Genomic DNA, 12988 nt, shown 5'->3' with positions numbered 1-12988 from the left:
ACCGGGGTCACCGGCCGGCCGGGCCCGTTAACCTGTGCGCATGCCTCGCTACGAGTACCGCTGCCGCAGCTGCGGCGACACCTTCGAACTGAGCCGCCCCATGGCCGAGTCCTCCGCTCCGGCCGCCTGCCCCGCGGGTCACGAGGACACGGTGAAGCTGCTGTCGACGGTCGCGGTCGGCGGCTCGGCCTCCGCACCGGCCCCCTCGCCGGGCGGCGGTGGCGGCGGTGGCGGTGGCGGTGGCTGCTGCGGCGGCGGCTGCTGCGGCTGAGTTCGGCTCCGGTTCTCCCCCGCGCGCTCCCGTCGGGGCTTCTCCGGCCCCGTCGGGACGTCTCCGGCTCCCCGGCAGGTTCTCCGCCCCGTCAGCTGCCCAGGTAGCGCAGCACTGCCAGCACCCTGCGTGAATACCCCTCGCCTCCCGTCAGCTCCAGCTTGTCGAAGATCGCATTGGTGTGCTTCTCCACCGCGCTCTGCGAGATGTGCAGCCGCCGCGCAATCGCCGCGTTGGTGTGCCCCTGGGCCATCTCGGCCAGCACGTCCCGCTCCCGCACGGTGAGCCGGGCGAGCAGGTCGGTGTGGGTCGTGCGGCCGAGCAGCTGGCGGACCACTTCGGGGTCGAACGCCGCGCGTCCTGCTGCGACCCGCTCCAGTGCGTCCAGGAACTCGTCGATCTGGACCACCCGGTCCTTGAGCAGATATCCGACCCCTTCCGTGTCTCCGGTGAGCAGCTCGGTCGCGTACCGCTTCTCCACGTACTGCGAGAGGACCAGCACGCCGACCTCCGGCCATCGCGCGCGTATCTCCAGGGCCGCGCGCAGGCCCTCGTCCGTGTGCGTGGGCGGCATCCGGACGTCGGCGACGACCACGTCCGGCGGGTCTTCGGCGACCGCCTTCAGCAGCAGCTCGGCGTTGCCGACGGCCGCGAGGACCTCGTGGCCCTCCTCCGCCAGCAGCCGCACCAGCCCCTCCCGCAGCAGGGTGGAGTCCTCGGCGAGGATCAGGCGCATGGCAGCTCCGCGGCGACGAGGGTCGGCCCGCCCTGCGGGCTGACCACACTGAGACTGCCGTCGAGGGCGGCGACGCGCCGGGCGAGCCCGAACAGTCCGCTGCCCCCGGCGTTCGCCCCGCCGCAGCCGTCGTCCCGCACGCTCACGTACATCCGTTCCCCCTCCGCTCTGACCGCGACGCTTATGCGTGTCGGCGCCGCGTGTTTGACCGCGTTCGTGACCGCCTCGCAGACCACGAAGTACGCGACGGTCGCGACGGCCTGCTCGGGTTCCTCGGCAAGGTCGTACTCCACTCCCACCGGTACGGACGCCCGCTCGGCCACCGTCTCCAGGGCCGCGCGCAGCCCCGCCTCGTCCAACGTGGTCGGGTAGATCCGCCAGGCCACCTCGCGCAGCTCGTCCAGGGCACGGCGGCTCTCGTCGTGGGCCTGGCCCAGCAGCCGGTCCCGGCGGTCGGCGTCCTGACTGCGGCGGGCCCGGCCGAGCAGCATGCCGAGGGCGACGAGCCGCTGCTGCACGCCGTCGTGCAGGTCGCGCTCGATGCGGCGCCGCTCGTCGTTGACGGCGTCGACGACCGCGGCGCGGCTGGCGGACAGCTCCGCGATCCGCCGCTCCAGCTCCTCCTGGTGGCGAGGGCCGAGGAAGTGCCGCGCCAGCTGCCCCTCCAGCCCGGCCACACCGAATATTCCCTGCACGGCGAGGAACACGAGGAACAAACCGCCCAGACTGCCCAGGACCAGCGAACCGGGGTTGCGTATGCCGTCCAGCAGCAGCCAGCCGTACAGCACGAACGTGCCGTACGCCAGGCCGACGGCGGCCGTCAGCATCACGACGCCGCCCAGGATCCCCAGGGTCCAGCGGCAGGTGACGTACCGCAGCGCCCGTACGTCCGCGTACGCGGGTGTGACGCGGAGGCCGAGCCACATCCGCAGCCGGGCCCGCTCCAGCTCCGCCAGGAACCGCGCGCACGCGAGAACCGGCCGCAGTACGGCACGGCGTCCGTCCGGCCAGGCCGCCACCGGGGCCAGCGCGACGCCGGCCAGCAGGGCGAAGAGCAGCTCGACGGCGGCCGAGGCGGTCCCCATGATGAGGCCCACCCCGCACCGCACTCCACGTCGCGCCGTATTTCGCATGATCGCGAGGCTAGCCGGGCGCGACGGCCGGGCACACTGCGGAAAACCGCAATTCCCGCCTGCGGTGGACCGCAGGCGATCATGCGGTCTTCCTCAGGGTCCCTTCAGCCGCGATTTTCTAGCGTGGTCGTCATGACAGCCATCGCAGCGCAGCCGGCCGCGGACAGCGGTGCGGCACCGCAGTGGATCAACGACCTCATGGACGCCCTCGGTGCCCCCGGTGCCGGTCTCGCCATCGCTCTGGAGAACCTTTTTCCTCCTCTGCCGAGCGAGGTGATCCTGCCGCTCGCCGGGTTCGCGGCCAGCTCCGGCCGGATGAACCTGATCGCCGTCCTGCTGTGGACGACGGCGGGTTCGGTGATCGGGGCGCTCGCCCTGTACGGGATCGGTGCCCTGCTCGGCCGGGACCGCACGGTGGCGATAGCGGGGAAGCTGCCGCTGGTGAAGGTGTCCGACATAGAGAAGACGGAGGCCTGGTTCCTCCGCCACGGGACCAAAGCGGTGTTCTTCGGCCGGATGATCCCCATCTTCCGCAGCCTGATCTCCGTGCCGGCGGGCGTGGAGCGGATGCGGCTGCCCGTCTTCCTCGCCCTGACGACCCTCGGCAGCGCGATCTGGAACACCGTGTTCGTGCTCGCGGGCTACGCGCTGGGGGACAACTGGTCCAAGGTCTCGGGCATCGCCTCCACCTACTCGAAGGTGATCCTCGCCGCGGCGGCCCTGGCTCTGGTGGTCTTCGTCGGCATGCGTCTGCTGCGGCCGGGCGCCGGTCACCGGCGGCGGGGCCACGGACACGAGGGGAGGCAGGGCATACGGCCGCAGGCGGACGACGACGGCCACCCCGGCACCGGCGGCGGTACCGGGGACCCGGACGGCGGTCTCAGCGAGCAGGGCCCGCCGCGCCGAGGAACTCGCGGAGGATCCGCTCCCCGGCCATGACTCCGCGCTCGGGCAGGGCGCTGATCGTCGGGGCCGACCATCCGGAGTCGGCCAGTTCGCCGTGGCCCGGACGCCAGCCCCGGTCGGCGGCGAGCAGCAGGTCGGCGTCGAGGAGCGAGTCGCCGGCGGCGAGGGTGAGTTCGGCACCGGTGCGGCGGGCGACCTCGTGGACGGCGGCGCTCTTGGTGAGCGGCTTGGGGACGGCGTAGATCTTGCGGCCCTGGAGGGACACGGTCCAGCCGCGGTTCTCGGCCCACACGGCGAGTTCCTTCACCCAGTCCAGGGGCAGCAGGTCGCGTTCGACGACCAGGTAGGCGAAGAGGTCCTCGGCGACGCGGTGCTTGCGCACCCACAGCGGGTCGGCGGTGCTCGTCAGGTGGTCGCGGACCTCGGCCAGGGAGGCGCATTCGTCGGCCAGCCGTGCGGTCACCCGTGCGTGCCAGCCGGGGTCGGAGACGCCGTCCACCAGCAGGTGGCCGCCGTTGGCGCAGATCGCGTACTTGGGCGCGGGGCCGGGGAGGTTGATCCGCTGGTACTGCTTGCGGGTGCGGGTGGTGGTCGGCACGAAGACCGCCGTGTCGCCGAGGTCGGTCAGCAGCTGCGCGGCCGTCTCGGTCATGTAGGACAGGGGTCTGCTCTCGTAGACCTCCACGCACAGCAGGCGGGGCGCCCTCAGGTCGGGCATGGTCAGCCCGAGCGCGGCCGCCGAGTAGATGAGGGTGCGGTCGAGGTCGCTGGCGACGAGTACCGGCATCAGAGGGTCACCGCCTTGCCGTCGGCGCCGGTGGCGCCCCGCGTGTACTGGGGGTGGATCAGCCCGACGCAGGTGTACGGCAGGTCGGCGACCTCCTCCACCGGCACGCCCCGCTGCTCGGCCAGCAGGCGGACGTGGTCCAGGTCGGCGCCGGCGCCGGCGCGGGCCAGCACCTTCCACGGGACGCGGCGCAGCATCACCCGGGTGGTCTCGCCGACGCCGGGCTTGACCAGGTTCACGTCATGGATGCCGTACTCCTCGCTGATGCGCTCGACGGCGGCCCAGCCTTCCCAGGTGGGGGTGCGGTCGGCGGAGAGCAGTTCCTTGGCCTGGGCGTCGACCGTTTCCGTGACGTCCGGGAAGCGGGCGGCCACGGCGTCGAGGAAGACCGGTGACAGGTCGGCGCCGGCGAGTTCGCGGTAGAACTTCGCGCCGTGGAAGTCGTGCGGGCCGACCAGGTCGGCGCGGAGCACGGTGCGGGAGATCAGGCCGGAGACGGTGGAGTTGAGGCAGGCGGAGGGGATGAGGAAGTCGTCACGGGTGCCGTAGGTGCGGACGCAGGAGCCGGGGTCGGCCAGTACGGCGATCTCGGGGTCGAAGCCGGTGACGCCGTCGGAGGTCTCGAAGTCACGCAGGGCGGCGGCGAGTTCGCGGGTGATGGCGCCCTTGCCGGTCCAGCCGTCGACGAAGACGACGTCGGCGGGGTCGTGGTGGGCGGCCAGCCAGCGCAGGGCGTTGGCGTCGATGCCGCGGCCGCGGACGATCGACACGGCGTAGTGCGGGAGGTCGAGCCCGTGACGGAACTGCGCCCAGCGGCGCATCAGTACGCCGACGGGGGTGCCCGCGCGAGCGAGGGAGACCAGGACCGGGCGGGGCGAGCGCTCCGCGAGGACGATCTCGGTGACGGCGCCGACGGCACGCGCCAGCCGAGCGGCGGACGCGTCAAGCGCCGCGTGGAACAGCTCCTGGTACTGCTCGCTGGGCTGGTACTCGACGGGCAGCGACTCGGCGTAGTGCGCGCCGCCGCTCTGGATCGCCTCCTCGCGCTCCTCGGTCGGCGCTTCCAGGGTCACGTCCGAGAGGTCCTGGAGCAGCCAGCCGACCTCGTCGGGCGCGTACGAGGAGAAGGCGGGGCCGCGCAGCGGCTCGGGCAGCATGGAGGGCCTTTCGGAGGCGTGCGGGGGTCGCGGGACGTACGAGGGGACGACCGCGAGCCGGACGTGCGGGACGTGCGCGGCCAGGCGGGCCACCAGTCCGTCGGGGGCGTGCAGCGCGGGGGTGTCGGCGGCCGAGTCGACGACGGCGACGACGGCGTCGAAGCCGGCGCCCGCGACGTTGTAGGCGTAGCGCTCGCCGGGGCCGTCGGCCGGGTCGTCGTGCGCGGGGAAGACCAGTCGGGTGCGTATGGCGTAGCCGGGGTCGTCGACCGCGAGGACGGGAGAGCGGGTGGTGGTGGAGAAGCGCACGTCGACGCCGCCGCCGGCGGTCTGCTCCAGCGCGTGGGCCAGGCGCAGCGGGGCGTACATGAGTTCCTCGGAGCCGAGGACGAGCACGCGCCGGGCGTCGGCGGGCAGCGCTTCGGCGATCCGGGCCGCCATGCCGGGCAGCGCCTCCTCCAGCCGCTCCCGGTGCACGGCGGCGAAGCCGTGCCGTCCGCCGTCGGGGACGTCCTGGGGCCAGCGCAGGTCGACGCGGGCGACGGAGCCGGCCGGGCCGGACGCCGCCGCGCCCCGGCCGGTCACGTCCGTGACGGGTGCGGTCGGCGTCTCGTGCCGGGCGACGAGTTCCTGGCCCTTCTCCAGCACGCCCGTCGGCAGGCGGACCGTGCCGGAGGCGGTGGTCACCAGGTCGACGCGGGCGCCGATCTCCCGGGCGAGGTCGTCCAGCCGGCCGGCGTCGGCGGGCGAGCGCATGTCGACCAGGGCCACCACGACGTACCGCGTGCGGGGGTAGCGCTCGTGCAGGGCGCGGACGGTGTTGAGCACCGTGTTGCCGGTGGAGAACTCGTCGTCGACGAGGACCAGCGGCCCGTCCCCGGCCAGCAGCGCCGGGTCCTCGGGCAGCAGGAGGTGGGAGGTCGCGTGCGAGTGGGCCTCCTCGAAGCCGCCCGCCCGGGCCACCGAGCCGACCGGACGGCGGGTGGAGTGCAGGTACGGGGCGGGTCCCAGGCCGTCGGCGACGCAGTGGCCCAGTCCGGTGGCGGTCTCCGCGTAGCCGAGGACGACCGCGCGTCCGGCGTCCTCGGTGCCGAGCAGGTCGCGGACGCGGCGGCCCAGGGCGACGCCGTGGCCGTAGACGACGGAGGGCGACTGCGGGACGTGCTTGCCGAGCACGTTGGAGACGAGCAGGTGCGCCCGCTTGGGGTTGCGGCGCAGGGCGAGGCCCAGCAGGCCGGGGAGCGTCTCGTCGCCGGCGAGTTCGACGCCGAGCCGCTCGGCGACCCAGCTGCCGGACCAGGTTCCGGCGCGCTCTTCGGCGGGCTCCTCGGCGTGCGCCCTGTCGGTCATGTGGTCGTGCCTCCCGTTGTCCGCCGCGGCTCGGGGCCCCGGCGTGGTCATGGATCGCGTGCGTCCGGTCGCCCGGCGGTCAGTCGGCCAGGCCGGCGGCGAGCAGCTCCACGAAGCCGATGTCCTCGTTGGCCACCCCGAAGACCTCGGCGCGCAGCAGGGTCCGTTCGGCCCAGGCGCGGTGGGGCTTCACCTCGTTCATCTTGTTCGTGTAGGCCGACCTCATCACGCCTCCGCCGCCCCGCTCGGGCCGCAGGATGTCCTGGGCGTCGCTGAACTCCTCGTGGCTGACCACGGACAGCGCGTGCACGGGGAGCACGTGCGAGGGGTGGATGCAGGTCTTGCCCAGCAGTCCGTTGGCCCGGTCAAGGGAGATCTCGCGCAGCAGTCCGTCCATCGAGTGCTCGATGAGCTTCTGGCGCAGTCCGACGGCCTGGCCCTCCAGGAAGGGGCTCTGCCGCAGCTGCGGTTTGAACATGCGTTCCTGGACCCGGAAGTACTCCCACACGGGTCCGGTCACGGTGAATCCGGTGCCGTCGGCGCGGGCCAGCATGTTCACCACGTCGGCGATGACGGAGGCGACGATCTGGACGTCGTAGGCCGTCATGTCGGGGCCCCTGCGCAGCCCGTAGGAGGAGCAGAAGTCGGTCACGCCGAGCCGCAGGGCGAGCACGCGGTCCCGGTACTTGTCGACCGCGCGGAAGATCCCCTCCAGCGTCTGCACCCGGGACTCCCGGTACAGCAGGTCCGGGGATTCGAGCACCGGCATGGCGAAGAGCCTGCGTCCGCAGGTGGCCTCGGCGGCGGAGAGCGCCTCCAGGAAGGGCATGCCGCGTTCCTCGGTGAACTTCGGCAGCACGAATCCGGACAGCAGCCGCACGGCGGGGCCGAGGCGCCGCACGAGGTCGGGTATCTGCTCGGGGGTGCGGACCCGGACGAAGAGCAGGGGGACGTCGGCGTCGGGGCGTTCCGCCAGCTCCGTGAGCTGGCGGACGAGGTTGGCCTCACCCTCGGGTACGTCGGCGTCGTCGATCGAGTCCTCCAGGCACAGCACCATCGACACCAGGCCGCGGGCCCCCTGCTTCAGGATGTCGTCGGCGAGGCTCGGACGGGTCGCCGGGCTGTAGAGCGTGGCGCCCAGGGCCGCGGACAGCAGTCTGGCCGGGGAGTCCGCCGTGAAGGAGCAGGGCTCCTGGTGAAAGAGACGCTTCCGCACATCAGGGGCTATCTGTCCGAAATGACGCATTTAAACTCCCCCGTGGTGTCTGGGCAACCTGCGAATCGCCGAAAGGTGGCCGGTAATAGTACGTACGCATCCATGTCGGAGGTTCCCACCGGGCATGAATTCCAGGTAACCCGGCCGTGTCGGCGATGGCGACCCGAGGCGGCCGCGGACCCGCCGAGTACCCGCCCCCGCGTTGTCGTGACCAGGACCGAGAAGGCAGGATGACGGCATGACGCACGCGATGCTGAAGGGGTCGAACGTCCCGCTGCAAGCCACCACGGTACGCGCCGTGCTGCGCTGGGCCCCCGGGCAGGGGGTCCCCGACGTCGACGCGTCCGCGCTGCTGCTGGGCCCGGACGGCCGTGTGCGTTCCGACGAGGACTTCGTCTTCTACAACCAGCCCCGGCACCCCTCAGGCCAGGTCTGGCGGCTCGGCAAGAAGCGGGTGGCCGAAGGCCTGACCGACACGATCCAGACGGACCTCTCGCGCGTCGAGCCCTCCGTGGGCCGGATCCTGCTGGTCGCCTCGGCGGACGGCGTCGCCTTCGACCGGGTCGCCTCGCTGCGCATCCTGCTGTACGACGCCACGGCCGCCGACCCGGAGCCGTTGGCGTACTTCGACGTCAAGCCCGAGACGGGTCAGGAGACCGCGCTGATCTGCGGCGAGCTGTACCGGCGCGGGGAGGGCTGGAAGTTCCGGGCGCTGGGCGAGGGCTACTCCAACGGCCTCAAGGGCCTGGCGACCGACTTCGGCATCTCGGTGGACGAGTCGGAGGGGGCGGACGACCCCATGTCGGCCCCCCGGCCCCGACCGGCCCCGCCGGGCCCCGCCCCCTCGGCTCCGTCCCCGTCCACACCCGACCAGCCCACGACCGCCCGGTCCGTCCCCGCGCCCTCGGCGGTCGGGCCCGAGCACCCGACGGCCGTGCAGCCCCTGCCGGGGGCCTCGCGGCCGCTGCCGCCGGAGCAGCCCGTCGGCGTACCGGCCCAGCCCGCGTACGGCTATCCGCAGCATCCTCCGGCGGCCCAGACCGCCTACGGCTATCCCCAGACGGGTGCGGACCGGTCCGGCTACGGGTATCCGCAGGCACCCGCGGCGGCCGGGGCCACCGGAGCGCCGTCCGGCTACGGCTACCCGCAGCCGGTGCCCGGGGCGCCCGATCCGGAGTTCCGGCTGCCCCCGCAGGGACCGCAGTTCATCGGCCGGTAGCCGCCCCTCAGGCCCCGGGCGGCCTCCGCGGGTGTCCGCGGTCCGGGCCCGGGTCCGTCAGCGCTCGGCCTTGCTCTTGTGCCCCCGGCCCCATTGCAGGCCCCAGCCGTACAGCCGGTCCAGCTCGCCCTGGAAGCCGTACACGAACTTCACCTCGCGGCGCACGATGATCTCGTCCTTGACGTTCTCGATCATCACCACGGCGCAGGACCTGGCCTGCGGATGGCGCTCGTCCAGACCGATCTCGATGCGGGGGCCGTTGCTCGGGTACAGCGTGACGACGGCGTGCGTCCGGTCGAAGGCGGGGGTCTGGTCGTAGATGTAGGCGAAGAGCAGCAGGCGCTTGATGGCGTCCCGGTGGTCGAGGTTGATGTAGACCGTCTCGCCGGAGGCCGAGCCGAAGCGGTCGTCGCCGCTGAGCTTGACGTAGGGCGGGGCGTTGACGTCGCCCAGGAAGCCGCCGAGCGGCTGGACCACCCCGCGGGTGCCGTCCTGGAGTTCGTAGAGGCAGCCGAGGTCGAGGTCGACGTTGACCATGCTCTGGCTGTGGCCCACGACCTCCGGGGGCTTGAGCGCCTTGAAGGGGTGCCGCAGCAGGCTCTCCCGCTGGACGCCGGAGATGTCGGAGGTCCGCATCCGCCAGGACAGGTTGACGCGCAGGTTTCCGGTCGCCGCGCCCTGCCGGGTCAGGGAGACCTGGCTGTGCCGTTTGGTCAGCTGGATGGAGTTGGTCGCCGCGCTGCCCGAGTCGAACTCGGACTCGCGGCCACGCCACAGCCCGCTCAAGAAGCCCATTCCCGCCCCACCTTCACCTCACCGCCGACGGGGCGGCCCCGAGGAATCGTCCTCGACGGCCGCCCCGCTCAGAGCGTTCCTCGTCCGGGCCGGGTTCACACCAGGGGCGTGGGCGCACCGGGGGCGCGCCCCGGCCCGGGAATCAGGGGGCTCACACCCCGGAGGAGACCTCCGCCCGCTCCTGGTCGCCGTCTCCGCCGGCCGCGGCGAGCCGCTTGTTGCGGCGCACCGAGGACCAGAAGGACCAGCCGATCAGGACGACGCCGACGAGACCGGTGATGATCTCGTTGATCTCGTACTGGATGGTGACCAGCAGGATCACCGACAGGGCGCCGATGGCGTAGTGGGCGCCGTGCTCCAGGTAGACGTAGTCGTCGAGGGTGCCCTGGCGGACCAGGTAGACCGTGAGCGAGCGGACGTACATGGCGCCGATGCCGAGACCGAGGGCCATCAGGACGATGTCGTTGGTGATGGCGAAGGCGCCGATGACACCGTCGAAGGAGAACGACGCGTCCAGGACCTCCAGGTAGAGGAACATGAAGAACGCGGCCTTGCCCGCCAGCTTGACGGCCGACTTGGGCTTCCCGGCGCGTTCGGCCTTCTCCTCCTCCTCGTGCTCGCGTTCCTCCTCCTCTTCGAGTTTGTCCTCGAAGTAGCCGGAGAGACCGCCGACGATCATGTAGGTGATCAGACCGGCGATGCCCGCCAGCAGGACCGTCTCCGCCTTGTCGGCATGGGCGCCGCCGTGCTGGTGGGCGTGGGCACCGAAGGTGATCGCGGAGACCAGCAGCACGATCAGGGCGATGCAGACCGACAGCATGTCGACCTTGCCGAGCTTGGCCAGCGGGCGCTCCAGCCACTGGAGCCACTTGATGTCGCGGTCCTCGAAGATGAAGTCGAGGAAGATCATCAGCAGGAACATGCCACCGAAGGCGGCGATCGACGGATGGGCGTCCGTCACCAGCTCCTGATAGCGGTCCTTGTCCGTCAGGGCGAGGTCGACGGCCTCGATCGGTCCGAGCTGGGCACTGATCGCCACGATCACGACCGGGAAGACCAGACGCATGCCGAACACGGCGATGAGGATGCCGACGGTGAGGAAGATCTTCTGCCAGAAGGCATTCATCTTCTTCAGGATCCCGGCGTTGACCACCGCGTTGTCGAAGGACAGCGAGATCTCCAGGATGGAGAGGATCGCCACGATGCCGAAGGCGGTCCACCCCCCGTAGAAGACCGCCGCGACCAGGCCGAGCGCGGTGACCGCGAACGACCAGCCGAAGGTTTTCAGAAGCACTGGCTACCCAATCCTGTGTGTACGGGGCTCCCCCGCGCCGTACTCGGCTTTACGAAACGTTGACTCCGAAGTCTAGAGCGATGCCGCGCAGCCCCGACGCGTACCCCTGACCCACTGCACGGAACTTCCACTCGCCCTGGTAGCGGTAGAGCTCGCCGAAGATCATCGCGGTCTCGGTGGAGGCGTCCTCACTGAGGTCGTAGCGGGCCAGCTCCTGGCCGTCGGCTTGGTTGACGACCCGGATGAAGGCGTTGCTGACCTGGCCGAAGGTCTGGCCGCGCTCGTCGGCCATGTGGATCGAGACCGGAAAAACGATCTTGTCGCAGTGGGCGGGCACCTTGGAGAGGTCGACCAGCAGCGACTCGTCGTCGCCGTCGCCCTCGCCGGTGAGGTTGTCGCCGGTGTGCTCGATCGAGCCGTCCGGGCTCTTGAGCTGGTTGTAGAAGACGAACCACTCGTCGCCGAGCACCCGGCCGCCGCTGCACACCAGTGCGCTCGCGTCGAGGTCGAAGGGTGCTCCGGTGGTGGAACGCGCGTCCCAGCCGAGCCCGACCAGTACCTGTGTGAGGTTCGGTGCGGCCTTGGACAGGGAGACGTTGCCGCCCTTGGCAAGCGTGACGCCCATGGTGATGGTCCCTCCCCGGGTGATGGTTCTTGGGTTCCTGCGCGTCCGGCGCCGCACGTAAACCGTGCGGCGCCGGACGTGTCGAGACTGTGGCCCCGCCGGACGGTCGAGTCCGTGCCCGGCGGTCGGGTCGCTCGGTCGCTCAGACGTTCACGCCGAAGTCCTGGGCGATGCCGCGCAGGCCGGAGGCGTAGCCCTGGCCGATGGCGCGGAACTTCCACTCCGCGCCGTGACGGTACAGCTCGCCGAAGACCATGGCGGTCTCCGTGGAGGCGTCCTCGCTCAGGTCGTAGCGGGCGATCTCGGTCTCGCCGGCCTGGTTGACGACGCGGATGAACGCGTTGCGCACCTGGCCGAAGGACTGCTGGCGGTTCTCCGCGTCGTAGATCGACACCGGGAAGACGATCTTCTCGATGTCGGCGGGGACGCCGGCCAGGTTGATCTTGATCTGCTCGTCGTCGCCCTCGCCCTCACCGGTGAGGTTGTCACCGGTGTGCTCGACCGAGCCGTCCGGGCTCTTCAGGTTGTTGAAGAAGATGAAGTGCGCGTCGCTGGCGACCTTGCCGCCGCTGTTCAGCAGCAGCGCGCTGGCGTCGAGGTCGAAGTCGGTGCCGGTCGTGGTGCGGATGTCCCACCCCAGACCGACGATGACCGCGGTCAGGCCGGGGGCCTCCTTGGTCAGCGATACGTTGCCGCCCTTGCTGAGGCTGACTCCCACGAGTCCTCCATTGGTGTCCAGGGGCGGGGTGCCCCGTAGTGCGTGGATAACGGATCAACGAGTCGATCCTAGTGACGGGTTCCCGCACCCCGCAGTCCCCGGAGCCCACCAAATCACGCGGTGTCGGCCAGGTGGCCCCGGCGGGCGCCGGTCACAGGGTGTCGAGCGCCTTCACGTACTCGGCCAGGTCACGGGCGTCCGGCAGACCGTTGACCACGGTCCAGCGCACGACACCCTCCTGGTCGATGATGAAGGTGCCGCGGACGGCGCAACCCTTGTCCTCGTCGAAGACGCCGTAGGCGCGCGAGACGTTGCCGTGCGGCCAGAAGTCGGACAGCAGCGGGTACTCCAGACCCTCCTGGTCCGCGAAGACGCGCAGGGTGTGGATGGAGTCGTTGGAGACGGCGAGCACCTGGGTGTCCCGGTCCGAGAACTGCGGCAGGTTGTCCCGTACCTCGCACAGCTCACCCGTGCACACACCGGTGAAGGCGAAGGGGTAGAAGAGCAGCACGACGTTCTTGCGGCCGCGGAACTCGGACAGCCTCACGGTCGCGCCGTGGTTGTCCTTGAGCTCGAAGTCGGGGGCCTTGTCGCCGACCTGGATCGTCATGTCCCGTTCGTCCCTTCCGTGGGAAGTGCTCCGTGGGAAGTGCTCCGTGGGCACTTCGCTGGAATCACCCTACGCAGGGACGGTCACGGACCCGGGGGGGGGGGGGGGGGGGGGGGGGGGGGGGGGGGGGGGGGGGGGCGGGGGGGGGCGCGCGGCGCCCGCGCCCCGGGC

13 protein-coding genes are annotated in these 12988 nt (G+C 71.4%); 3 read left to right on the top strand and 10 right to left on the bottom strand.

What is annotated here, in order from left to right:
* Nucleotides 1-40: 40 nt before the first annotated feature.
* Nucleotides 41-271, top strand: a complete 231-nt coding sequence (locus ACIBCJ_RS08800) for a zinc ribbon domain-containing protein (protein ID WP_365979213.1) — start codon at nucleotides 41-43, stop codon at nucleotides 269-271.
* Between the two features lie 91 nt (nucleotides 272-362).
* Here the strand turns inward: ACIBCJ_RS08800 and ACIBCJ_RS08795 are convergent, their stop codons facing one another.
* Nucleotides 363-1007 carry a response regulator transcription factor gene (locus ACIBCJ_RS08795; RefSeq protein WP_166661642.1) on the bottom strand — a complete coding sequence of 215 codons (645 nt, stop codon included), beginning with the start codon at nucleotides 1005-1007 and terminating at the stop codon, nucleotides 363-365.
* The gene (locus tag ACIBCJ_RS08790) at nucleotides 998-2140 is read right to left on the bottom strand and encodes a histidine kinase (RefSeq protein WP_365979212.1); all 1143 of its coding nucleotides are present in this window, start codon (nucleotides 2138-2140) and stop codon (nucleotides 998-1000) included. Before ACIBCJ_RS08790 ends, ACIBCJ_RS08795 begins: the two co-directional genes overlap by 10 nt.
* A gap of 132 nt (nucleotides 2141-2272) precedes the next feature.
* Between ACIBCJ_RS08790 and ACIBCJ_RS08785 the strand changes: the two genes are divergently transcribed.
* Nucleotides 2273-3079 (top strand): DedA family protein, encoded by an 807-nt coding sequence (locus ACIBCJ_RS08785; RefSeq protein ID WP_365979211.1) that lies wholly within the window; start codon nucleotides 2273-2275, stop codon nucleotides 3077-3079.
* On the opposite strand, the gene ACIBCJ_RS08780 is transcribed toward ACIBCJ_RS08785, so the two are convergent.
* The 3 genes from ACIBCJ_RS08780 to ACIBCJ_RS08770 form a co-directional block, all read right to left on the bottom strand.
* Nucleotides 3021-3833: an HAD family hydrolase gene (locus tag ACIBCJ_RS08780; protein ID WP_362098979.1), complete on the bottom strand. Its 813-nt coding sequence runs from the start codon at nucleotides 3831-3833 to the stop codon at nucleotides 3021-3023. The two genes, ACIBCJ_RS08785 and ACIBCJ_RS08780, sit on opposite strands and share 59 nt — an antisense overlap.
* Nucleotides 3833-6340, bottom strand: a complete 2508-nt coding sequence (locus ACIBCJ_RS08775) for a phosphoribosyltransferase (protein ID WP_365979210.1) — start codon at nucleotides 6338-6340, stop codon at nucleotides 3833-3835. Before ACIBCJ_RS08775 ends, ACIBCJ_RS08780 begins: the two co-directional genes overlap by 1 nt.
* A gap of 79 nt (nucleotides 6341-6419) precedes the next feature.
* A complete protein-coding gene (locus ACIBCJ_RS08770) occupies nucleotides 6420-7586 on the bottom strand; it encodes an HpcH/HpaI aldolase/citrate lyase family protein (RefSeq protein WP_365979209.1) in 1167 nt (388 codons plus the stop codon).
* 208 nt (nucleotides 7587-7794) lie between these two features.
* Between ACIBCJ_RS08770 and ACIBCJ_RS08765 the strand changes: the two genes are divergently transcribed.
* Entirely contained in the window at nucleotides 7795-8775 is a 981-nt protein-coding gene (locus ACIBCJ_RS08765) for a TerD family protein (protein WP_362513663.1), read from the top strand.
* 57 nt (nucleotides 8776-8832) lie between these two features.
* On the opposite strand, the gene ACIBCJ_RS08760 is transcribed toward ACIBCJ_RS08765, so the two are convergent.
* The 5 genes from ACIBCJ_RS08760 to ACIBCJ_RS08740 form a co-directional block, all read right to left on the bottom strand.
* Nucleotides 8833-9570: a Tellurium resistance gene (locus ACIBCJ_RS08760; RefSeq protein WP_365979208.1), complete on the bottom strand. Its 738-nt coding sequence runs from the start codon at nucleotides 9568-9570 to the stop codon at nucleotides 8833-8835.
* 151 nt (nucleotides 9571-9721) lie between these two features.
* Complete coding sequence (locus ACIBCJ_RS08755) at nucleotides 9722-10864, bottom strand: DUF475 domain-containing protein (RefSeq protein ID WP_362098992.1); 1143 nt, start codon at nucleotides 10862-10864, stop codon at nucleotides 9722-9724.
* A 49-nt stretch (nucleotides 10865-10913) separates the two neighbouring features.
* Entirely contained in the window at nucleotides 10914-11489 is a 576-nt protein-coding gene (locus ACIBCJ_RS08750) for a TerD family protein (protein ID WP_356197082.1), read from the bottom strand.
* 142 nt (nucleotides 11490-11631) lie between these two features.
* Nucleotides 11632-12207 carry a calcium homeostasis/redox stress adaptation protein gene (locus tag ACIBCJ_RS08745; RefSeq protein ID WP_133885924.1) on the bottom strand — a complete coding sequence of 192 codons (576 nt, stop codon included), beginning with the start codon at nucleotides 12205-12207 and terminating at the stop codon, nucleotides 11632-11634.
* Nucleotides 12208-12358: 151 nt separating this feature from the next.
* Nucleotides 12359-12817, bottom strand: a complete 459-nt coding sequence (locus ACIBCJ_RS08740; RefSeq protein ID WP_362098998.1) for a peroxiredoxin — start codon at nucleotides 12815-12817, stop codon at nucleotides 12359-12361.
* Nucleotides 12818-12988: the final 171 nt, after the last annotated feature.

Source organism: Streptomyces sp. NPDC051136 (assembly GCF_044455745.1).
Taxonomy (GTDB): domain Bacteria; phylum Actinomycetota; class Actinomycetes; order Streptomycetales; family Streptomycetaceae; genus Streptomyces.
Note: the sequence above shows the minus strand (reverse complement) of the source record. Positions and strands in the feature narration are given on the sequence as shown.